Raw genomic sequence first — 22,993 nt, 5'->3', positions numbered from 1 at the left:
TATGGGTGACAGCATTTGGAATAATTTTTTAGATGAAACAATGAAAGAACGATATGAGTTGGTGGCGGAGCGGATCGTGGAGATCAGTAAAGAGCCACAGGTGCCGGAATGTTACAAAGACTATTTTTCAGAGGCAGCAGCTTATCTGGAGAAAACGATGGAATTATGTCAGATGGCAATAGCGGGAACTTTGCAGCAGCGCAGTCTGGAGACCTGCAAGGGTGATCAGGAGTTTTTGTATCATCATATGCTTCCGGCCTATTATGCGGAGAGTTATGCAAATCCAGCCTATGCAGTTACTGTTTTTGGAGAAAAAGAAGGAGAACTGCTTAGTTTTCTGCGGGCAGAGCTGGATGTGGCGATTGCTTATGCCTTTGAGGGAAAACTGGCAGAACTGACTTTATTGATAGAACTTTTTGTACAGGTGTACAATTGTTTTGAAGAGGAAGATGTACAGGAAGCAAAACAGACGATTTACTGGTATTTTCATGATTACAGTGAAGTCTTTGTAGAGAATCAGATCCGGGAAATGATCGACCCGGTGGATAGTCTGTACAAAAAGGTTATTATGAAAGCAGATCTGTCGGATCTCAGTTATCTGTATCAATATGGATTCTATATCGGAGAAAACGAACTCGGTATAGCAGCATTTTTAAATGAACTTTCCGAGGAAGAGATTCAGAGCATGGCGGACACTTATACAGAAGGATACCGCATTGGATTTGAGATTACAGGCAAGGATATCAAGAAGAAAAAGACGGTGCAGATCCACTATCAGGTTGGATTTGAGCGTATGATCCGTGCCGCGATCCGGAATTTTGAAAAAATCGGACTGCAGGCAACGATCAGCAGAGAGGCGTCTTCTTCGTTTCATAACAGAGGCGCTTCGAAACGCTGTGCTTATGCAACCAGTGTAAACCGCCAGTATGATTTTGACCATAAAGAAGATAAAGCGTTCTATTTTGACAAAGCATTTGTGGAGCGTCGTCTGGAAGTACTGCGCACCGTATTTGAGCAGCATAAGATTCAGGCAGCAGAACATGGCGGACCGGCTGTGCTGGAAGTGTTCGGTGAGGAACCGTTTTCTCCGGAGAAAAAAGAGGCGTCTATTCATTATCATGACCGCCAGCAGGAACTGGTGGTTTACAATGCCTCCATGTCCGGTCAGATCACAAACGAATATATCAAAGGAGAGGAGCGCAGCTTTACCATCATTGCGTATCCGATTCCGGAGATCGGTGATCAGTTTAAGGAAATTTTTGCAGAAACCGTTGTGATCAATACACTGGATTATGCAAAGTATCAGAAGATGCAGCAGTGTATCATTGATGTACTGGACAGTGGTACAAAAGTACACATTACCGGTCGTGGCGGCAATCGTACCGATCTGACCGTAGCCCTTCATCCGCTGACCGATCCGGACAAACAGACCATTTTTGAGAACTGTGTGGCAGATGTCAATATTCCGGTTGGTGAAGTGTTTACGTCTCCGGTTCTGGCAGGAACAAACGGAACACTGCATGTATCGGAAGTATTCCTGAACGGTCTGCAGTATCTTGATCTGGAGATTGTGTTCAAGGACGGTATGATCGAGCGTTATAATTGTGGAAACTTTGCAGATGAAGCACAAAACAAGGCATATATCCGTGACAATATCCTGATGCGTCATGAGACACTTCCGATGGGCGAGTTTGCCATCGGTACCAATACAACCGCATACCGTATGGCAAAAGAATATCAGATTGGAGCGAAACTTCCAATCCTGATCGCAGAAAAGACAGGTCCGCATTTTGCAGTAGGAGATACCTGCTATTCCCATGCGGAAGATACCGCAGTATACAACCCGAATGGCAAGGAGATCATTGCACGGGATAATGAGAAGAGCCTGCTTCGTAAAGAGGATATGTCAAAGGCATACTTTAACTGCCATACGGATATCACCATTCCGTATGATGAACTTGGTGCCATTACAGTGATCCGTCCGGACGGCAGTACTGCGGATATTATCCGGGATGGTCTGTTCCGTGTGGAAGGTGCAGAAGAACTGAATGAGCCGTTACTAAATCATTAGAAAAACAAATGAAACGTACGTCATATATTAGCAACTCTTATAAAAAATATAACAATATATAATTGGCAAATTTACATGATTCAAGGTAAGATGTAAACAACAGATACAATGACTATTCAGAGCCATCTCGATTTCGCTACGCTACATCTCGATGTGGCTTCTCGCCAAATAGATTTACAACTAAAAGTGTTCATTCATGCCAGCATGATTCACACTTTTATTGTAAACCTGCTTGGCTCTGAATAGTTACATAATTACATGAGGGATGAAAGGAGCACATACAAATGGCTAAAGTAGGAATTGTAATGGGCAGTGATTCAGATATGCCGGTCATGGCAAAGGCAGCAGAAATTTTGGATAAATTCGGTATCGATTATGAGATGCGTATCATCTCCGCACATCGTGAGCCGGATGTGTTTTTTGACTATGCAAAATCCGCAGAGGAGAAAGGATTCAAAGTAATTATTGCCGGAGCAGGTAAAGCAGCTCATCTGCCGGGTATGTGCGCAGCAATCTTCCCGCTGCCGGTTATCGGAATCCCGATGAAGACATCTGATCTGGGTGGAGTGGATTCTCTGTATTCTATCGTGCAGATGCCGAGCGGAATCCCGGTGGCAACCGTAGCAATCAACGGTGGCGCAAATGCCGGTATTCTGGCAGCAAAGATCCTGGCTGCTTCTGATCCTGAGCTTTTAGAAAAACTGAAAGCTTACACAGAGGAACTGAAATCCCAGGTAGTGGAAAAAGACGAGAAATTGCAGGAAACCGGATATAAAAATTACGGGAAATAACCGGTACAGCGAATTGCTTTTTTCAAAGAAGCAATCCGTGAAATAGAAAGAACATGAAAATATGTGCTGATACATAACGGAGGAATTCAGAATGGATTATAAAAAAGCAGGTGTAGATATTGAAGCTGGCTACAAATCAGTAGAGTTAATGAAAAAACATGTAAAGGAAACCATGCGCGCAGAAGTTCTTGGCGGACTTGGCGGATTTTCCGGAGCATTTTCTTTAAACAAAATTAAGGAAATGGAAGATCCGGTACTGTTATCCGGTACAGACGGATGCGGTACCAAAGTAAAACTTGCATTTTTAATGGATAAACATGACACCATCGGAATTGATGCCGTTGCAATGTGTGTGAACGATATTGCATGTGCAGGTGGAGAACCGCTGTTTTTCCTGGACTATATTGCCTGTGGCAAAAACTATCCGGAGAAGATCGCTGAGATTGTAAAAGGCGTGGCAGAAGGATGTAAACAGTCCGGTGCAGCACTGATCGGTGGTGAGACAGCAGAGCATCCGGGTCTGATGCCTGAGGACGAGTATGATCTGGCCGGTTTTGCGGTTGGTGTTGTTGACCGCAAAGACATGATCACAGGAAGTGAATTAAAAGATGGTGACGTACTGATCGGTATGGCTTCCAGTGGTGTACATTCTAACGGATTCTCCCTGGTTCGTAACGTATTCCGGATGGATGAGGATACATTGAATACATATCATGAAGAACTTGGAAAAACACTCGGCGAGACATTATTAGCTCCGACAAGAATTTATGTAAATGCATTAAAATCCATCCGCGAGGCTGGTGTGACCGTCAAAGCATGCAGCCATATCACAGGCGGCGGATTCTATGAGAATATTCCACGTATGCTTATTGATGGCAAACGTGCAGTTGTTGAGAAAGACAGCTATCCGGTACCACCGATTTTTGCAATGCTTGCAAAAGAAGGCGATATTACAGAAGAAATGATGTACAATACGTTCAACATGGGACTTGGTATGATCGTTGCCGTTGATCCGGCAGATGTGGACAAGACGATGGAAGCTATCAGACAGGCGGGCGATGCACCTTACGTGGTAGGAAAAATCATCGATGGTGAAAAAGGAGTAGATTTATGCTAAGAATTGCAGTGCTGGTATCCGGTGGCGGCACCAATCTGCAGGCCATCATGGATGCTGTCGCAGATGGAAAAATCACAAATACAGAGATTGCAACAGTCATCAGCAATAATAAAAATGCCTATGCCCTGGAGCGTGCCGCAAAAGCAGGTATTCCAAATTGTTGTATCTCTCCGAAAGACTATGCGGACAGAGCACAGTTTCATGAGGCACTTCTGGCTGCACTGGATGAGGCGCAGGTGGATCTGATCGTTCTGGCAGGATTTTTAGTTGTGATTCCGGAGATGATGATCCGGAAATACAGAAACCGCATCATCAACATTCATCCGTCTCTGATTCCGTCATTTTGCGGAACCGGATATTATGGTTTGAAAGTACATGAAGGTGTATTAAATCGTGGAGTGAAAGTGACCGGGGCAACCTGTCATTTTGTAGATGAGGGAACCGATACCGGTCCGATCATTTTACAGAAAGCCGTTGAGGTAAAAAACGGTGACACACCGAAGATTTTACAGCAGCGTGTCATGGAAGAGGCAGAATGGATCATTATGCCGAAGGCCATTGATCTGATTGCAAATGGCAAAGTAAAAGTGGTTGACGGAAAAGCAATTGTAGAGGAGAACTGACATGAAAGTACTGATCGTAGGAAGTGGCGGAAGAGAGCATGCCATCGCAACAAGTGTGGCAAAAAGCAGTCGTGTAGATAAAATTTACTGTGCACCGGGCAATGCCGGAATCGGACAGATCGCAGAGTGCGTACCGATCGGTGCTATGGAATTTGATAAACTGGTTGCATTTGCAAAAGAAAACGAGATTGATCTGACCATCATCGGTATGGATGATCCGTTGGTTGGCGGTGTTGTAGATGCCTTTGAGGCTGAGGGACTGCGTGTATTTGGACCAAACAAAGCAGCAGCAATTCTGGAAGGTTCCAAAGCATTTTCCAAAGATTTAATGAAGAAATATAATATTCCAACTGCTGCATATGAGAATTTTGATGATCCTGAGAAAGCACTGGAATACCTGAAAACTGCAAAAATGCCGATCGTGTTAAAAGCAGACGGACTAGCACTTGGAAAAGGTGTACTGATCTGCAATACTTTAGAAGAAGCAGAAGCTGGCGTCAAAGAAATCATGATGGACAAAAAATTCGGTTCTGCCGGCAATCATATGGTTATCGAGGAATTTATGACAGGCCGTGAAGTATCCGTACTGTCTTTCGTGGATGGAAAAACAATCAAGATCATGTCTTCCGCACAGGATCATAAACGTGCAAAAGACGGTGATCAGGGATTAAATACAGGTGGCATGGGAACTTTCTCCCCGAGCCCGTTTTATACAAAAGAAGTAGACGAGTTCTGTAAAAAATATGTGTTCCAGGCAACGGTAGATGCCATGGCAGCAGAGGGACGTACTTTTAAAGGAATCATCTTCTTTGGACTGATGCTGACAGAAGACGGTCCGAAGGTATTGGAGTATAATGCCAGATTTGGTGATCCGGAAGCACAGGTTGTCCTGCCGCGTATGAAAAATGATGTCATCGATGTCATGGAAGCCTGCATCGACGGAACCTTAGACCAGATTGATCTGCAGTTTGAAGACAACGCAGCGGTCTGCGTTGTTCTGGCAAGCGATGGTTATCCGGTTTCTTATGAAAAAGGATTCGAGATCAAAGGTCTGGAGAACTTTGCGCATAAAGACGGTTATTATTGTTTTCATGCAGGAAGCAAGTTGAATGAAGAAGGCAGAATCGTGACAAACGGTGGCCGTGTCCTTGGTGTGACTGCGAAAGGTGCTACATTAAAAGAAGCACGTGCAAATGCTTACGCAGCAACCGAATGGATTGATTTTGCAAATAAATATATGCGCCATGATATCGGAAAAGCAATTGATGAGGCATAATTTATGAAAAAAGCAGTTATTTTTGATATGGACGGTACGTTGTGGGATTCCGTAGATGAAATCGTGGAATCCTGGAACAAGACCTGTCCGGAAATGCACATCCGCAGAGAACAGCTGATCGGCCTTATGGGAAAAACCATGGACTGTTTTGCAAGGGAACTTCTCCCGGAATATGAGATGGATCAGGCGATGGAGATCATTCATGCCTGTGAGCGGGATGAAAATGAATACCTGAGTCATGTTGGTGCAACGTTGTACGGAGATGTCCGAAAAGTATTTGAGCGCTTGCGCGGCATGGGATATGAAATCGGCATTGTCAGCAACTGCCAGGCGGGATATATTGAAGTATTCCTGGAGTATTACCACCTGGGTGATCTGGTGGCAGATATCGAGTGTTATGGCAACACGCAGCAGCAAAAGGATGTGAATCTGAAAGCACTGATCGAGCGTAATCATTATGAAACGTACTACTATCTTGGAGATACCCAGGGAGATTACAATGCTTGTCAAAAAGCAGGAGTTCCGTTTCTGTTTGCGGCATATGGTTTCGGAAGAGTGGATGCCAAAGTCCCACAGGTGGAGAGCCTGGAGCAGTTACCGGAAGTAATGAAATATTTATAGTGTTATTCACTTATCGTATGTAGTAAAGCCCCCGTTGGGAAAATCCCAGCGGGGGCTTGTATTTTTACCTCAATAATCTTAGTTATCCTTGCGTATTTATCATCGCATAAAATGCATCCTGGGTGATCAGATCCGAAGCACTTTTGATGAGACCAAGGTCAATCATTGCCTGAATGGTGTTTGTACAGGACTTAGATAAGGAAAAAGATACTTCGATGGAGGAGTAATAATTTTCCGGTCTGGTATTCTGGACGGCAGTATTTGCGGCATTTATCGGGGCAGCTTTATAATACCCGGATGTATTTGCTGACTTCCCGGATGGCAGCAGGTCTGTCAGGTATTCAATGTCTCCCGGTACTTGTCCGTAGAAGTAAAAACTGTCGTAGTAAATCGGGTTGTCTTCCGTGTCATGGATTCCAAGTCCGGCAGGATAGTTTCCGGCAAGGATATCTGCCTTGAGTGCTTCATACAGAGTCTCTGTCTGCTGCTGATCCAGGCTTACATTTTCATCATGCCCATTTTTATCCACATGGCTGAAGTTACCGTTTATGAAACTGATATCTTCGTAATTATTACAGAGCAGGTAGCGGAGCAGATCTTCCTTACCGGTTTCCAGTCTGGAAATCTGATAAGCCGGTGTTGTCTTGTCCTTCAGCGTTGCATTCGTTACCGGAATTTCATAGCGACGCATCACTTTACGCCCGTTTTTCAGATAATAAGTAATCTGAATGGAAGATATATAATCGCCGTTACTGTATGAAACAGAAGTAGAAGTATTGGATCCGGTGCTGTCGGAGAATATCGATGTTGCAAATTCTGCATTTTGTGTTTCCGGAAGATTATATTTTGAATGGTTTTGCTGGTAGGAATAAGACAGATATTCCTGTTTGTGATCCAGAAGGTTCCGGTGAATTTTTTTCAGTGTTTCAAAATCAGCCTCATCACGGTATAAATGCTCATAATCTGCGTACATATAAATGGCGGCAATCTGATCCGTTTCCGGGATTTTCCGTTCTATGTGGAATGCATCGCTTCGGATCAGACCGGTTCCGAGCAGGCAGATTGCAATGCAGACCGCCCATTCCACCCAGCGTTTTCCGGAAAATACATGGAACCGTTTATTTAAGAGCATTTCTGATACGAAAAAGCTTATAAAGGAACACGGAATCAGAAATACAAAAAGTGATGTTGCCATACGTGCAGTGTTATCAAAGAGCAGGCTGGAAAGAAGGTAGGAAAGACCAAATCCGCCAACCAGTGAAAGCATCCAGCGAAAACAAGGGTACAGCCAGCCAAAAGCAACCACATCACCGGTACATTCCAATGGCCGCTTCTGATAAAATACATAAGCAAGAATATAAAATACCACGGCTGCTATGCAATACAGACCGATCAGCATGCCGCCCTGCATATTGATCTGATCCACTGCAGTAAAATCATTGTTCATGGACCAGTTTAGGGATACATGATCTAGCAGATACACAAAAGGTGAAAGTACCGTATCTCTTGTTTCTGTCAATGTAGTGCTGACCTGATCGCCAAGGATTTTCATGCCATAACACATAGAAGAAACGATCAGTGTAGCAATCGATTTGATGGCAATATAGAGAAAATGTCCTACAAAATAGTAAACAGCAGCGGCAACTGCATGACCGGTGAGCATACAGCAAAATACGGCAAGTGTATAAAATAGAAAACTCATGCCAATTGTGTAAAGTAACCAGTACAGCAGATATTCTACCGAGGAAATGTTGTTTAAAATACATACGATCAGGTTCAGCAGAAATGTGATCAGCTGCGGGAGCAGCAGAAACAGAAATCCGCTGATATAATTTGTGACAAACAGTTCACTGCGTTTTACCGGAAGTGCATGGATCATATGGCAGCTGCGGGTGGAAAACAGGTAGGAGAATACCGTGATCGCCGCCACCAGTGCTGCAAAAAAGATAACATATGGTTCCAGATTTCCGCTAATGCATTCCAACATGGTCGTTAACCGGGAAGTGGCCGGTGAAACAGTATCTGCGGACTGTGCCGTGATATAACTGCGGGTATTTAAAAACATCCGTACAGTTATGTGGAAAAAAAGGTAGGCCAGATAAACTGCACAGACCGGCCAGAACCGGCTCATATTTTTCCGGAAAATTGCTTTATTAAAACAGGATGTCTTTGATTTCATAATTCTTTCCTCCCATTTCATAGATAAAGATTTCTTCCAATGTAAGAGGAAGGATATCGATCAGCATTGGGTGTGTTGCTTCCAGGATGGCTTTGGCGCGCTCCGGATTACCCTTAACGATCAGCGTATATACACGGCCGGTGTTTGACATGTGTAATATTTCAAAATCCGGTGGAAGGGTCGGCATACCTTCCTGAAATGCGACCTGGATTTTGGATACATTTCCCTGAAGATCGGAGAGAGAACGCTCTACAATGATCCGGCCTTTGTGCATGATGCCCACATGGTCACAGACATCCTCCAACTCACGCAGGTTGTGGGAGGAGATCAGGATCGTAGTCTTATTTTCGCTGGCTTTTGATAAAATGATACTCCAGATCTGGCGGCGCATGACAGGATCCAGTCCATCCATGGGCTCATCGAGTATCATCAGTTCCGGCATGGCACAGATAGACAGCCAGAAAGCGACCTGTTTCTGCATACCTTTGGAGAGTCTGCGGATGTTGCGTCTGGTGTCGATAGTCGGGAAAAATTCCTGCAGCCGGTCAAATAGTGCCGTATCGAATTTCTGATAGATGCCTTGATAAAATCGTTTCATTTCCAACGTATCTGCCTGAAGAAAGTAAAACAGATCATCCGGAATATAAGTAAATTTTGCTTTTGCTTCCGGATTATCATATACCGGAAGTCCGTCAATCAGGATGGAGCCGCAGTCCGGGCGGTAAATGCCGGTTAGGTGCCGGATCAGGGTGGATTTGCCGGCACCGTTTGGACCGACGAGACCGTAGATCGTTCCTTTTGGAACGTGCAGGCTCATGTCATCTAAGGCCTTAAATCCATGGAATGTTTTTGTAATATGTTCTGCCTGTATCATGCCTGAATCCTCCTTCCTGAGAGGGAAAGGATACGATTCGTGAGTTCATTGACCGGCATGGACAGGTAGAGAAGCTCAGATACGATCTTGTCAAATTGTGGTAGTAATTCCTGCTGGCGGATCTGATTGGTATGGTCCATTTCTGCCGCAAAGGTGCCCTTTCCGGGCAGGGTATAGATATAACCTTCATTTTCCAGTTCCCGGTAAGCCCGCTGGATCGTATTCGGATTGATGGCCAGTGAAGCTGCCAATTCCCGGACAGAAGGCAGTTTGTCATCTTTTTTCAGAGCACCGCTTACAACAAGATGCCGCACATTATCTTTAATCTGCTGATAAAACGGGCGCGTATCGCGGTAATTTATCTGTATCATAGGAAATCTCCTTATCAATAAATTCAAGTTGAACACATTTGTGGATGTCAGACAGATTGCCGGGAGTTTACCGGATGGAAAGAAATCTGTATGACATACAGTGTACTAACCGTGTTGATACAGTTAATATAGCATGCATACAGGGGAGATACAAGGAAGAAACATGGGAGAAAATCTTAATTCTTTCGAAAGATAGCTGTATGAAGTTTTTGTGTGCTTATTTTAAAGCTCCGTTCATTCCTTCTACAAAGAATTTCTGAAAAATAAAAAATACAACAAGAGAAGGAACCATGCTGAGCAGTACAAGTGTCATGTTATTTCCTTTTAATCCCAGCGTCAGAAATACCGTCATAGGTATTTTCTGCTCATCATACATAATCAGATGAGCCCACTGATAAGAGTTCCAGGCGTTTGAAAATGCGATGATCGTACCGCAGGAGAAGGTGCTTTTCATACATGGAAGGTAGATGCGAAAAAAGATACCAAGTTCCGATACTCCATCCAGTCTTGCAGCTTCCACAAGTTCATAAGGAAAACCACGGGAATTTTGTCGAAAAATCATAATGATCAGAGGAGAGGCAAGAAACGGTGCCATTAATCCCCAGATGGTGTCAACAATCCCTAATTTCGTATACATCTGAAAGAGTGGAACCATCAACGGCGTGATGGAAATCATCATGGCAAACAGAACAACTTTAAACAGCATATCTTTTTTCCTGTCATGATAAATTTCAAAAGCAAATCCTGCCAGTCCGCAGATAAGTAAAGTGAGCAGAGTCTGAATAATCGTGTAACGTAAGGTAAAACCAAGAGATTTCAGAAACGCTGTGTGAAACAGGATGTAACAGATATTTTCCCAAAGATCTGTTCCCGGAATGACCGGTCCCTCAGACAGCGAGATATTGCCATCACTGGCGCTGCAGATCATCAGATAAAAGGGAAGTAAGAAACAGACAGATGCAATGCATAGGATCAGATAAGATCCGATTTTTTTGTATAATTGTTTCATGAAAAATACCTCTTTTCACATATTCAGTGATTCTGATTCAATCATACATTTGCTGGTTTTTCAAAAGCGTGTTTTAAATTTAACGGAGAAGGTATGATTTCTATGGAAGCCTGTGAATCATGACTTTGAGATAATCAGAATCATTTATATTCAGTATAAGAGGCTTGCTTCATTGTGTATATAATAATATAATAATATTTGTATAAAAATATTAATGTGCAATTTATAAAACAGGAAAAGAGTATCTATGAAATCGATTTTAAAAGCAACAGAAAGTATAACCGGAAAACAGGAAGCATCTTTATATGTCAGTACCATTGGTCTGGAAGAACAGCAAAAGCCAATTGTCCGTCCACATGGCCTGCCTGTGTATCAGATTTTTTATTGTACAGCCGGAAGCGGAGAATTAGTGGTGAATGAAGAACGATATTATATTGAGGCGGGAAATGGATTTTTCCTGAAAGCAAATGAAATGCACAGCTATTATAAAACCGGATCAGAATGGCGATTGAGTTATCTTGGATTTCAGGGAACACTCTGTGAGCCTTTATTAGAAACATATGGATTGACAAAATCGGGTGCCTTCAAGGTTTCAGCAGATCAGAGATTTATGAAAGAATTCAGGCAATTATATGAATATCTGGAAACGTTTGGGGAACAGGATTCGGCAGAAGTGTCAAAATTATGTTATGGATGCCTGCTGGAAATACTGGAGACAATGAACTGGATAGATGTTGGAAAAAACGCAGAATCAGATGAAGTAATTGAAAGAATTATGGAATATCTGCAAAAGGAATTTGGAAGAGCAATTACATTAGATGAATTAAGCGCAGTGGTCGGACTGAGCAAGGAATATATGTGCTCCTATTTTAAAAAGAAAATGAATAAAACGATTATGCAGGTATTATGTGATATCCGAATTATGAATGCCTGTGTGATGCTAAACCGTTTTCCAGATAAAAAAATAGCTGAGATTTCAAAAAAATGTGGTTTCGAAAGTCCCAGCTATTTCGGAGCTGTATTTCGTAAACATCAGGGAATGACACCTGATACTTATCGAAAATGGATCCCAATAGAACATAAATAAAATAAATTAATCCTCTTTTTCCAGTTCGGCCACGATGTCATTCAACATCTGAAGTACATTCTCCTCGCCTACATTGTCAAAATGTTCGGAAATAGATTCCAGTTTATCGAAAAAGCTTGTTTTTCTTTCTCCTGTCTGTGTGTCACAGGAAGAACCACAGCTGTGACAACTGCCTGTACATCCGCTCATTGTATTTTCTGCCATATCAATAACCTCCTTAAATATGAATCAAATGATTTCTTTGAGTTTAGTATACTACATTATTTTCAGTATTTCTATAAAAAATGTATGAATTTATAGAAAGTTCACACGGTGTAGAATTGCAGAGATGCAGATAAGAATATGTCATGCATTGCATGACGTGTATCTCGCAGCAAGAATGCCGAGGACATTCTTGAAATTCGGTTGAGAAAATGATTAAAAACGCGTATAATAAAACACATAATTTGGGAAAAATCCCACTGCAAAAAGGAATGTTTTTTCGTGTTATTTTGCAGAGTTTGAGAAGGAGTTTTTAAGTATGAGAGCAAGTGGTATTTTACTTCCGGTAAGCAGTTTACCGTCAAAATATGGAATCGGATGTTTTTCAAAAAGTGCGTTTGAATGGATTGATTTTCTGCAGGAAAGTGGTCAGACTTTCTGGCAGATCCTGCCGTTGGGACCGACCAGCTATGGAGATTCTCCCTATCAGTCATTCTCGACGTTTGCGGGAAATCCGTATTTTATTTCCCTGGAAGAACTGATCGAGGAAGGACTTCTGACCCGTGAGGAATGTGAAGCAGCGAACCTGGGCACTAATCCGTCCTATGTGGATTATGAAAAGCAGTATGAGAACCGAAATCCGCTGTTACATAAAGCTTATGAAAACAGCAAAAAACGGGAAGATGCAGACTTCCTGAAATTCGAAGAAGAACAGAAAGCGTGGTTGTCGGACTATGCACTGTTTATGGCATTGAAAGATGTGCATGACAAGCAGGCATGGAATACCTGGGAGAAAGAATTGATCCGGAAAGAGCCGGAAGTTCTGGCAAAATATCGGGAAGAACTTGCGGATGAAATCTGCTATTACGAATATTTACAGTACTGGTTTTTAAAACAGTGGCTGAAAGTGAAAAAATATGCAAACGACCGTGGTATCAGAATTATCGGTGATATCCCGATCTATGTGGCTTTCGACAGCGCAGATGCGTGGATGAATCCGGAACTGTTTGCGTTTGACGAAGATATGAATCCCATTGAAGTGGCAGGCTGTCCGCCGGATGGATTTACCGCAGATGGTCAGCTCTGGGGAAATCCGATCTATGATTGGGAATATCATAAAAAGCAGAACTATGCATGGTGGATCCGCCGGATCAGACACTGTGAAGTGCTGTATGATGTGGTTCGTATCGACCATTTCCGTGGCTTTGATGAGTATTACACGATTCCGTATGGTATGACAAATGCCCGCATCGGTGAATGGAAAAAAGGTCCGGGTATTGCATTATTTCATGAAGTGAAAAAGCATGTGAAAAATATAGAAATCATTGCGGAGGATCTTGGATATATGACGCAATCTGTCCGGGATCTGGTGGCTGAAACCGGTTATCCGGGTATGAAGGTGCTGCAGTTTGCATTTGGCAGTGGCAGTGACAATGAATATCTGCCGCACAATTATACACCGAATTCTGTTGTATATACAGGAACTCACGATAATGAGACACTGATGCAATATCTGGAGTGCACGGAGGAGCATGTGCGCAACCATATCCGGGAGTATATGAACCGTCCGCATGCATCCAATGAAGAACTTTGTGAAAATCTGATCTGGATGGCGATGTCCAGTGTCGGAAAATATTGCATGATCCCGCTTCAGGATTATCTGGGACTTGGAAAAGAAGCCCGCATGAACTATCCATCTACGCTGGGGCATAACTGGGAGTGGCGTGTACGCAAAGAGCAGCTGACACATGATCTGGCAGGTTATATTGCACATATGACAGGATTATCCTATCGCTGGAGAATCGATCCTCCCAAAGAAGAAGAGACGAATGAAAAAGATACAGAAAATAAATAAGAATAACAGTTGATGATACAGGGAAACGTGATAAATCCATGTTTCCCTGAAAAACATTATTTCGGCAATTATGAGGATTGTGTCAAATAAGTTATGAAAAATCAGAGACAAAGCAAGAGACTCAAATGAAGCTTATGAGAAAGAAGGATTTTATATGGAAGTAAAAAGACAAAATCATGAATTTCCACCGGTGTATGATGAAAATTCGGAAATACTGATTCTGGGGAGCTTTCCATCAGTGAAATCCAGAGAAATGCAATTTTTTTATGGACATCCACAGAACCGTTTCTGGAAGGTGCTGGCTCAGGTTTTGAATGAGACGGTTCCGCAGACGATACCAGAAAAAAAAGAGATGCTGCTGCGGCATCATATCGCTCTGTGGGACGTGATCGCAAGCTGTGATATCGCAGGATCCAGTGACAGCAGTATCCGCAATGTGGTTCCAAATGATCTCGCTTATATAATAGGAAGAAGCCGAATCACCAGAATTTATGCAAACGGAGCGAAATCAAAACAGCTGTATGACAAATATCTGGCAAAACAGCTTGGCATCGAGGCCGTGCAGCTGCCGTCCACCAGTCCGGCGAATGCGGCTTATAGTGTGGAGCGGCTGTTGGAATACTGGCAAAAAATAATAAAGACACCAGAGAAAGAGAGGTAGTGAACGTCTAGCGTCCCGACAGGATGCTTCGTTTTCGTATTAAAAATTAAATTTTAGACCTCATAAGCCGAATTCCCCTGTTCCAGGAAATTCAGACCATTCATGGTAATTCCCATCAGCAGTTTACCAACCTGCTCAATAGAAAGTTTATAATTACTGCACACCCAGTTTTCCAGGATGCCGATGACTCCATTTGCCAGATATGCATAGGAGTAGTCCAGCATCGTTGCATCCGCATTCGGATAAATTTTCTGCCAGACACGCATACTGTTATCGTATCCGAGATACATAAGCTGTCTGATAAAGGAAGAATCCCCGTGCGGTCCGATCAGAACCTGACAGAGATCGCGATTCTGATCGATAAGATGTAAGATATCGTTAAACCAGTTATCATTTGCAAGTGTTAGCACAATATTTTCAAATAATTCGTTCTGAATCTGCGTCAGCAGTGCATACACATCTTCATAATAAGAATAGAACGTACTGCGGTTGATGTCTGCCATTTTACAAATATCCGTTACTGTGATCTTATTCAATGGTTTTTCTTTCAACAGGTCAAAAAGTGCCTGCCGAATCACGGATTTTGTATATTTTGTACGGCGATCTGTTGCCATTTTCTTATCATCTCCTTTGGTCAATCGTCCGGAAAATTGTTAATTATCCAACAAAGTGAAGACAAAATGTGGGATAATTGACAGAAAAAATCAAATTGACGGTTGATATTTGCTTTTAGTTGATTATAATATACAAGAGTTAAAAATGCAACAGGTGTTGTCAAAGACACGACTGTTGCGTAAGAAACAACTGTTATGAAATAGACACCTTTTTATAGTTATAGGAAAAGTTTGTGTCTGTTTCGCAAAAAATGTTTAAATTAAGTAACAAGCAATCAACATACTGGTTAAGGAACATAGGAAAGGAGTGCATATCGTGGCAAGTTTATCACATACGATGCAGAGAAAAGCGTTCAGCGCAGCAATTGACGTTGCTTTAAAAAGACTGAACAAAGACAGAGAAAAAGGATTACTTCAGATTATTGATCTGGCTCAGAAATTCATGGGCGACAACTTCAAACCGGAAGCTTACGAAGGTGCAAAAGCAATCGTTCAGAACCCGGATCACAAGTGGATGAAATTCGTAAACACAATGCTTGACGAGTTAGATCCGAACGTTGCAAAAATGACAGCATTAAACCTTGGTTTTGAGGCTGCTTTTTATGGTACAAAAACAATCCGTAAAATGCGTCAGGTTCATCACTGCAATATTCCGTGGCTGATCCTGATGGATCCGACCAGTGCATGTAATTTAAGATGTACAGGATGCTGGGCAGCAGAGTATGGTTACAAACTGAACCTTACATACGAAGAGTTAGATGATATCGTAACACAGGGTAAAGAACTTGGTATCTACTTCTATATGTTCACTGGCGGAGAACCACTGGTTCGTAAAGCAGATATTCTGAAACTTTGTAAAAAACATCATGATGTGGCATTCCACAGCTTCACAAACGGAACACTGATCGATGAAGAATTCTGTAAAGAAGTTCAGAAATTAGGAAATCTTTCCTTCTCTCTGAGTCTGGAAGGATTTGAGGAAGCAAACGATGGTCGTCGTGGCCAGGGTATTTTCCAGAAGGTTCTTGGAGCAATGGATCTGATGAAACGCTACGGTCTGTTCTTCGGAACATCTGTATGTTACACAAGAAAGAACATGGATGCAGTTACATCTGATGAGTTCTTTGATCTTCTGATCGAGCACGGATGCCGTTATTCCTGGTATTTCCACTATATGCCGGTTGGAAACGAAGCGGATGTAGAACTGATGCCGACAATGGAGCAGCGTGAGTACATCTACAAACGTATCCGTGAGGTTCGTGCATTTGAGGGTGGAAAACCGATTATGCTTATGGACTTCCAGAATGACGGTGAGTTCGTAGGCGGATGTATTGCCGGTGGACGTAACTACTTCCACATCAATGCAAACGGAGATGCTGAGCCATGTGTATTCATTCACTACTCAGGAGCAAACATCCGTGAAAATACATTACTTGAGTGTCTGCAGCAGCCATTATTCATGGCATACAGAGATAACCAGCCGTTCAACGATAATATGCTCCGTCCGTGTCCGATGCTTGAGAATCCGGAAAAACTTCAGGAGATGGTTCGTGAGACTGGCGCAAAATCTACAGATTTACAGTCTCCGGAGAGTGCAGAGCACCTTTGCGGAAAATGTGAGCCGTATGCAGCAGAGTGGAAAGAACATGCTGACAAGATCTGGGCAGAGCATCCGTTCGTAAAGAAAGGATACAAGAACTACAAGAGTGAGATTGAAGGAACTGACGCAAAATAAGGACAGACATACAGGAGGAATTGAAAGATGGACGTAAAACATGCTGCAGCTAGAAAGTCATTTGAACTGGCTTTTTCAGGAGTTTATAAATACATCAACAAAAACAAAGAAGAGAACCTGGTCAAACTGATGAACCTTGCACATAAAATTGCAGGAAAAAACTTCCCACAGTATTTCTGGGATAATGCAAATGAGGTTCTTGGTGATCCGGAGCAGAAATGGACACAGATGATCTATAATGCAATGGACAGACTTCATCCAAACATTGTAAAACAGCACGTATTAAACATGGGATTTGAAGCTGGCCTGACAGGTTTCAAAAAAGTAAGAGAAAATCGTGAAAAATATGGATGTAACGTGCCGTGGGTTATTCTGATGGATCCGACCAGTGCATGTAACCTGAAATGTACAGGATGCTGGGCAGCTGAGTATGGTCATCAGCTTCAGTTAAGCAATGAAGAACTTGACAGAATCATCACAGAAGCAAAAGAACTCGGTATTCATTTCTTCGTATTAACCGGTGGTGAGCCGATGGTTCGTAAGAAAGATATCCTGATGCTTGCTGAGAAACACAATGACTGTGCATTCCACATCTTCACAAACGGAACTCTGATTGATGAGGAGCTCTGTAAAGAAGTTCAGAGACTTGGTAACTTATCTTTCGCACTGTCTGTAGAGGGATATGCAGAGACAAACGATGACCGCCGTGGTCAGGGTGTATTTGAGAAAGTTATGCACGCTATGGATCTGATGAAAGAGCATGGTCTGTTATTCGGTACATCCATCTGCTACACAAGCAAAAACTACAAAGTAGTTACATCCGATGAATTCCTTCAGATGCTGGTAGACAAAGGAGCAATCCTTTCCTGGTTCTTCCATTACATGCCAGTCGGAAAAGATGCAAGTACAGATCTGCTTCTGACACCGGAACAGCGTGAGTACATGGTAGAGCGTGTTCGTTTTGTACGAAGCAGAAAATGCCCGATCAAACTCTTTACACTGGATTTCCAGAACGATGCAGAGTTTGTAGGCGGATGTATCGCCGGTGGTAAGAACTACTTACATATCAACCCAAATGGAGATGTAGAGCCATGTGTATTCATCCACTACTCCAATATTAATATCAAAGAGCATTCCCTGCTTGAGTGCTTACAGCAGCCGTTGTTCATGCAGTATCATGACAATATGCCGTTTAATGATAATCAGCTTCGTCCATGCCCGATGCTTGAGAATCCGGAGATGATCAAGAAGATGGTAGAGGCTTCCGGAGCTCATTCTACGGATATGCAGGCAGAAGAGCCGGTTGACAGTCTGATCGCAAAAACAATTCCATACGCAGAGAACTGGAAACCAGTTGCTGACAGATTATGGAAAGAGCGTCAGGATGAAGTTGCTGAGGCAAGAAAAGAGCGTTTTGAAAAATACGGTGAGTAATTAGTAATTTAACCAAATAAAAAGAAAGTGTCCTGCTTCAAGTGCATAAAGCACAGTAAGCAGGACACTTTCTTTTTATCAGAAGGGGAGTGATACCCTTCTGATAAGCTGCGTAGCAGCTATTTGGTTATGAGCAAGTAGCGTAAGCGGATTGCGAACACCTTAGCCTAACAGCAGTAAGCTGAATACCAGTGTGAACAGCGCTACTGTCTCAACGATACCAATTACGATAAAGTAGTTTGCAGTACCTTTACCGGTTGCTCCCAGTGCGTCTGCGGCTGCTGCCGCGCATTTACCCTGGAATAATCCGGAAAGACCGATTGCAAGTCCGCCGAAGAGACCAACACCAAGTGCCAGACCTGCATCTGCACCGCCAGTTACTGCGGATTTGATAAAGTTCATAAGAAGGAATCCATAAATTGTCTGTGTCAGCGGTGCACCGGAAAATGCGATCATAATGAACGGTGCTGCTTTGCCGCTTGCGTAACACTTTTTCCAAGCTCCTACTGATGCCATTCCGGCAAATCCTGCACCGAATGCAGATCCTGCTGCTGATAAACCAAGTGCAGCTGCCATACCTATAAATGCGATATTCATAATAATTCTCCTTTTTTAAGCTGTTTTGATTCAAGAATAAGGTTATCATTCTTGTTGCGGGATGCACATCGTATCATATATGACATAACATCTTTGTGCATCTTTGCAAATTTACTACTTTTTAATCTTTTCGTTTACTTTAAATGGTTCATATGCAATTCCAGTCCACTCCAGACCGGCCTGTCCGGAAAATTCCAGAACGTTTAATCGAACACCGTGTACAACGACGGATAGGAAACACATGATAATATTCAGTCCGTGTCCGATCAATACGACCACAACGCCCAGAATGATGAGTGGTCCGTGGAACCCTGCTGCAATGCCGTTGAAACTCTGGGAGATGGCAAATCCTGCCATACCTACAGCAAACAGACGGATATAACTCATAACATTTCCAAAACAGCTGATCGTGTTTAAGAATACGGTAAATGCGTCTCCAAGACCTGCTTTCAAGCCCTGACCGATTGTTTTGTCCGGTGCCATACCGCCGAAGAGAACAACAAGGATAAATGCAATACCTACCATACCAAAGATTGGTTTGATATTAAGTTTCTGACCAATAACCAGGTACAGAGATAACAGATACATGCCGATGACTGCAACCAGCCATCCAAGGTCTGCCACCCAGCTTAAGTTTTTCTCGCTCAGTTTCTTTTTGATAGAGATCAGACTTCCCAGTGCCATCTGGATCGCTCCGATGGTGAAGGAAAACTTCATAATGGCATTTTGCTGTGTCACAGCACTTACGCCGAAGTATTCCGGGTAGTTTGCAAACTGAGGAATGACCAGCGCTTTTAAGAAAGGTACATGCATTGCTTTTTCCATACCAAACCACGTACCTGTGACGGCACCCCATACAATAGTCGCAATGGAGAGGACCAGTAGCAGGTAAGTTGTCGTATTAAATTTTTTTGTTTTTGCTACCAGAGCGATCGTTGCAATCAGGATCAGGCAACCGTAACCGGCATCACCGATGATCATTGCAAAGAACAATGTGAAAAACAGGAAAAACCAGAGCGAGATATCTGACTCCCGATAGCCCGGAAGAATTCCAAGGATATCAAATACCGGCCGGATCAGTCCGGAAACTTTCCCATATTTTACTTTGGTAGGGACTTCTGTATCATCCTCTGTCACATCATCCATGGCCCAGGCCCATTGATGCTTGGTGGCTGCGGCCTTGAATTTCGGAAGATCTGTTTCCGGGAGATAACCGGAAATCCATACAAAATCTTCGTCATGCTCTGATGTTTCGCTGGCAGAAGAGTAGTTTTCCTCATTTTGTGCTTTCAACATCTGCACCTGAAAACTCGCATCATAGATGCTGGCTTTTTTCAGTGTTTCTTCACAGGTAAGGATCTCCTGGCGGCACTGTTCAATTTCAGCTACCAGTGCATCCATACCTTTTTCCGGAAGGGTAAATTCTGTTGCCGGAATGGTCGGAGGCAACGATCCAAGTACCGCAACCGTATGCATTTTATCAATGGAAGCAAGTTGGATCAGACGGATTTCAGGATCTTGAACAGCTGTCTGGTATTCATTCCTGCCGAGACGGTAGAAGTGAAGATCATAACCGGCATCCTTTAATGCTGTTACTTCATCCGGGGAGAAGTTTCCCCAGGCTTTGATTCGTTCGATTTCTGCATTGGCAGCACTGATTTCCTGTTCCAGTGCGGATTTTCTGTCCAGTGCACTCAGAACACCCTGATACAGTTCTTCAAATTCGGAATCGGAAAGAACAGGTGTGCTTTCTTTGCTTCGGGATTTTTTATCCGGTGCATAATCTGTCAGTGCAGAAGCAGTTTTGGAAAGGGTTGTGAAACGTTCCGCTACTGCACGCGCCGGGCTTTTCTTTTCTGCCAGATGCAAAAGTCCGAGTGTTCGAAGTCCGTCGAGCATCTCGTCTTTTCTGGAGACGGATGACACGACGCAGACCATTTTCATTTTCTCTATCATTGTGCCGCCTCCGTAAGTTTTTTCTTTGAAATCTTTCCGCGGACAACGGCTGCAGTCTGCTGATCGCCAAGGAAAACTCCGATGATACGGATATTTTCTTTGGCTTCCGGAATCTTAACCTTTTCAAACAGGTTGACCCGCTGGGAAGTAGAGCGTAACTCTTTTTCCAGAAGTGCTTCCTGCTTGCGAAGGGTAGATACCAGGGCATCCAGACGCGCAATCTCGCGGAGTTTTATAATAGCAGTGTCCACCCACAGAGGATAGTCGTCCACATCATACGCGATGTCTTTGAAAGTCAGTTCCTGAAAAGCGGGAACGGTGACACCGGCGATGTTCTCATTCTTACAGATGACGGTATCCGGCTGAACCAGGTGATCCAGCTTTTTGCTTTCCGCGAAGATTTCGTTTTCGGCAAATACTGCAACCCAGTCATCCAGGTCACCAATCATCTGAGCACGCTCGACTTCCTTCTGTTCCAGATCAGCTTTTGTTTTCGTGATCACGGCCTGCAACTGTTGCTTTTTCAACTGCAGGGTAGGAAGATAACGCTGATACTGTTTCAGGCGGTCTTTCTGCAATTTCTGCTCATTTTTTGTAAGTTTGATAGCCATCAACTGCTCCTTTTAGTGTAATGCTTCTTTGTTTGGCCATCTTTCCTGCAGAAGACTTGTCTTCAAACCGGTTTCATTTGGCTCGAAGCATTCTGCAAGGATTTCCCAGCCAAGGTCAAGGGCATCTTCAAGTGGAATATTTACACTGAGGTCCATAAGTTTTGTTTCGAAAAGCTCACCATATTTCAGAAGTTTTTCATCCCAGTCACTCATAAGGAATCCCATGGATTTTTTCTCAAGAGCCTCTTTATACTGAGAGTAAAGGCGGATCATACCATCCATAAGTGCACGGTGGTCATCCCGGGTCTTCCCATTTACATTCTGTTTCAGACGGGAGAGAGATCCGAATGGTTCAATGTGTCCGTTTTTCAGATAATACTGACCTTCTGTGATATAACCGGTGTTGTCCGGAACCGGATGTGTGACATCATCACCAGGCATTGTGGTAACACCAAGAATGGTGATGGATCCGGCACCTTCGATGTCAACGGCCTTCTCATAACGGGAAGCCAGGCAGCTGTACAGATCGCCCGGATAACCACGGTTGGAAGGTACCTGTTCCATCGTGATGGACATTTCTTTCTGTGCATCGGCGTAGTTTGTCATATCGGTAAGAAGTACCAGTACTTTCTTTCCGTTTAAGGCAAACTGTTCTGCAACAGCAAGAGCCATATCCGGAACCAGTGTACACTCAACGGTCGGATCGGAAGCGGTATGGATAAACATAACCGTATGGCTCATGGCGCCACCCTTTTCCAGGGTATCACGGAATGCCAGGTAATCATCGTATTTCAATCCCATACCACCTAAAACGATGACATCGACTTCTGCCTGAAGTGCGATACGGGAGAGCAGTGCGTTGTAAGGCTCTCCGGAGATAGAGAAAATCGGAAGTTTCTGACTTTCTACCAGTGTATTGAACACATCGATCATCGGGATACCGGTACGGATCATGTTTTTCGGTAAAATACGTTTTGCCGGGTTGAAGGACGGTCCGCCGATCGGAATCATATTTTCCGTCAGTGCCGGGCCGTGATCTCTTGGAACACCGGCACCGTCAAATACCCGTCCAAGCAGGTGATCGGAGAAGGACACCATCATTGGTCTGCCGAGGAAGCGGACGGGATCGTTGGTTCCGACACCCTGTGCACCTGCAAATACCTGAAGAGATACCAGGTCTTTATCAAGTTTTATAACAGTCGCGTAACTGTCACCTACGAGAGCCAGATCGCCCAGGCGGACATCCGTTGCTCTGACAGTAACTACGTTACCGACAATTGATTCAATTTTTGTATATACTTTCTGCACGC

Annotated in this window: 21 protein-coding genes; 11 read left to right on the top strand and 10 right to left on the bottom strand. The window is 43.4% G+C overall.

The window, feature by feature from the left end:
• Nucleotide 1: 1 nt before the first annotated feature.
• From ACIRUQ_RS09650 to ACIRUQ_RS09625, 6 genes are all read left to right on the top strand, one after another.
• On the top strand, nucleotides 2–2,071 hold the full coding sequence (locus ACIRUQ_RS09650; protein ID WP_055290245.1) for an aminopeptidase: 2,070 nt from the start codon (nucleotides 2–4) through the stop codon (nucleotides 2,069–2,071).
• A 284-nt stretch (nucleotides 2,072–2,355) separates the two neighbouring features.
• Nucleotides 2,356–2,862, top strand: coding sequence for a 5-(carboxyamino)imidazole ribonucleotide mutase (purE, locus tag ACIRUQ_RS09645; protein WP_021739587.1), 507 nt, complete (start codon nucleotides 2,356–2,358; stop codon nucleotides 2,860–2,862).
• 91 nt (nucleotides 2,863–2,953) lie between these two features.
• The gene (purM, locus tag ACIRUQ_RS09640) at nucleotides 2,954–3,979 is read left to right on the top strand and encodes a phosphoribosylformylglycinamidine cyclo-ligase (protein WP_021739586.1); all 1,026 of its coding nucleotides are present in this window, start codon (nucleotides 2,954–2,956) and stop codon (nucleotides 3,977–3,979) included.
• The gene (gene purN, locus ACIRUQ_RS09635; protein WP_021739585.1) at nucleotides 3,973–4,602 is read left to right on the top strand and encodes a phosphoribosylglycinamide formyltransferase; all 630 of its coding nucleotides are present in this window, start codon (nucleotides 3,973–3,975) and stop codon (nucleotides 4,600–4,602) included. Before purM ends, purN begins: the two co-directional genes overlap by 7 nt.
• Before the next feature lies 1 nt (nucleotide 4,603).
• Nucleotides 4,604–5,878 (top strand): phosphoribosylamine--glycine ligase, encoded by a 1,275-nt coding sequence (gene purD / locus ACIRUQ_RS09630; RefSeq protein WP_055290244.1) that lies wholly within the window; start codon nucleotides 4,604–4,606, stop codon nucleotides 5,876–5,878.
• Between the two features lie 3 nt (nucleotides 5,879–5,881).
• A complete protein-coding gene (locus ACIRUQ_RS09625; RefSeq protein ID WP_055290243.1) occupies nucleotides 5,882–6,499 on the top strand; it encodes an HAD family hydrolase in 618 nt (205 codons plus the stop codon).
• Nucleotides 6,500–6,581: 82 nt separating this feature from the next.
• On the opposite strand, the gene ACIRUQ_RS09620 is transcribed toward ACIRUQ_RS09625, so the two are convergent.
• The 4 genes from ACIRUQ_RS09620 to ACIRUQ_RS09605 form a co-directional block, all read right to left on the bottom strand.
• Nucleotides 6,582–8,678 carry an ABC transporter permease gene (locus tag ACIRUQ_RS09620; protein WP_055290242.1) on the bottom strand — a complete coding sequence of 699 codons (2,097 nt, stop codon included), beginning with the start codon at nucleotides 8,676–8,678 and terminating at the stop codon, nucleotides 6,582–6,584.
• Nucleotides 8,653–9,552: an ABC transporter ATP-binding protein gene (locus ACIRUQ_RS09615; RefSeq protein WP_021739581.1), complete on the bottom strand. Its 900-nt coding sequence runs from the start codon at nucleotides 9,550–9,552 to the stop codon at nucleotides 8,653–8,655. The genes ACIRUQ_RS09620 and ACIRUQ_RS09615 overlap by 26 nt, the downstream gene beginning before the upstream one ends.
• Entirely contained in the window at nucleotides 9,549–9,923 is a 375-nt protein-coding gene (locus ACIRUQ_RS09610; RefSeq protein ID WP_021739580.1) for a GntR family transcriptional regulator, read from the bottom strand. Before ACIRUQ_RS09610 ends, ACIRUQ_RS09615 begins: the two co-directional genes overlap by 4 nt.
• Nucleotides 9,924–10,140: 217 nt before the next feature.
• Nucleotides 10,141–10,932 (bottom strand): carbohydrate ABC transporter permease, encoded by a 792-nt coding sequence (locus tag ACIRUQ_RS09605; RefSeq protein ID WP_055290241.1) that lies wholly within the window; start codon nucleotides 10,930–10,932, stop codon nucleotides 10,141–10,143.
• A gap of 247 nt (nucleotides 10,933–11,179) precedes the next feature.
• On the opposite strand from ACIRUQ_RS09605, the gene ACIRUQ_RS09600 reads away from it, so the two are divergent.
• The gene (locus ACIRUQ_RS09600) at nucleotides 11,180–12,019 is read left to right on the top strand and encodes an AraC family transcriptional regulator (RefSeq protein WP_055290240.1); all 840 of its coding nucleotides are present in this window, start codon (nucleotides 11,180–11,182) and stop codon (nucleotides 12,017–12,019) included.
• Between the two features lie 6 nt (nucleotides 12,020–12,025).
• Here ACIRUQ_RS09600 and ACIRUQ_RS09595 read toward each other — a convergent pair whose 3' ends face one another.
• Nucleotides 12,026–12,223 (bottom strand): hypothetical protein, encoded by a 198-nt coding sequence (locus ACIRUQ_RS09595; protein ID WP_055290239.1) that lies wholly within the window; start codon nucleotides 12,221–12,223, stop codon nucleotides 12,026–12,028.
• A gap of 316 nt (nucleotides 12,224–12,539) precedes the next feature.
• Between ACIRUQ_RS09595 and malQ the strand changes: the two genes are divergently transcribed.
• Nucleotides 12,540–14,075, top strand: coding sequence for a 4-alpha-glucanotransferase (malQ, locus tag ACIRUQ_RS09590; RefSeq protein ID WP_055290238.1), 1,536 nt, complete (start codon nucleotides 12,540–12,542; stop codon nucleotides 14,073–14,075).
• Nucleotides 14,076–14,229: 154 nt separating this feature from the next.
• Nucleotides 14,230–14,736 carry a DNA-deoxyinosine glycosylase gene (locus ACIRUQ_RS09585; protein ID WP_055290237.1) on the top strand — a complete coding sequence of 169 codons (507 nt, stop codon included), beginning with the start codon at nucleotides 14,230–14,232 and terminating at the stop codon, nucleotides 14,734–14,736.
• Between the two features lie 53 nt (nucleotides 14,737–14,789).
• On the opposite strand, the gene ACIRUQ_RS09580 is transcribed toward ACIRUQ_RS09585, so the two are convergent.
• Nucleotides 14,790–15,350 carry a TetR/AcrR family transcriptional regulator gene (locus tag ACIRUQ_RS09580; RefSeq protein ID WP_055290236.1) on the bottom strand — a complete coding sequence of 187 codons (561 nt, stop codon included), beginning with the start codon at nucleotides 15,348–15,350 and terminating at the stop codon, nucleotides 14,790–14,792.
• A 316-nt stretch (nucleotides 15,351–15,666) separates the two neighbouring features.
• Between ACIRUQ_RS09580 and ACIRUQ_RS09575 the strand changes: the two genes are divergently transcribed.
• Both ACIRUQ_RS09575 and ACIRUQ_RS09570 read left to right on the top strand, forming a co-directional pair.
• A complete protein-coding gene (locus ACIRUQ_RS09575) occupies nucleotides 15,667–17,085 on the top strand; it encodes a radical SAM protein (protein ID WP_022035556.1) in 1,419 nt (472 codons plus the stop codon).
• Between the two features lie 27 nt (nucleotides 17,086–17,112).
• A complete protein-coding gene (locus ACIRUQ_RS09570) occupies nucleotides 17,113–18,519 on the top strand; it encodes a radical SAM protein (RefSeq protein ID WP_021739250.1) in 1,407 nt (468 codons plus the stop codon).
• Nucleotides 18,520–18,681: 162 nt separating this feature from the next.
• On the opposite strand, the gene ACIRUQ_RS09565 is transcribed toward ACIRUQ_RS09570, so the two are convergent.
• The 4 genes from ACIRUQ_RS09565 to ACIRUQ_RS09550 all read right to left on the bottom strand — a co-directional run bounded on the left by ACIRUQ_RS09565 (nucleotide 18,682) and on the right by ACIRUQ_RS09550 (nucleotide 22,991).
• Entirely contained in the window at nucleotides 18,682–19,116 is a 435-nt protein-coding gene (locus ACIRUQ_RS09565) for a V-type sodium ATPase K subunit (protein WP_021739249.1), read from the bottom strand.
• Nucleotides 19,117–19,230: 114 nt separating this feature from the next.
• Entirely contained in the window at nucleotides 19,231–21,072 is a 1,842-nt protein-coding gene (locus ACIRUQ_RS09560) for a V-type ATP synthase subunit I (RefSeq protein WP_055290235.1), read from the bottom strand.
• Complete coding sequence (locus ACIRUQ_RS09555; RefSeq protein ID WP_021739247.1) at nucleotides 21,069–21,683, bottom strand: V-type ATP synthase subunit D; 615 nt, start codon at nucleotides 21,681–21,683, stop codon at nucleotides 21,069–21,071. Before ACIRUQ_RS09555 ends, ACIRUQ_RS09560 begins: the two co-directional genes overlap by 4 nt.
• A gap of 12 nt (nucleotides 21,684–21,695) precedes the next feature.
• A complete protein-coding gene (locus ACIRUQ_RS09550) occupies nucleotides 21,696–22,991 on the bottom strand; it encodes a V-type ATP synthase subunit B (RefSeq protein ID WP_055290234.1) in 1,296 nt (431 codons plus the stop codon).
• Nucleotides 22,992–22,993: the final 2 nt, after the last annotated feature.

The organism is Eubacterium ramulus (assembly GCF_045002895.1).
GTDB lineage: Bacteria > Bacillota > Clostridia > Lachnospirales > Lachnospiraceae > Eubacterium_I > Eubacterium_I ramulus.
Note: the sequence above shows the minus strand (reverse complement) of the source record. Positions and strands in the feature narration are given on the sequence as shown.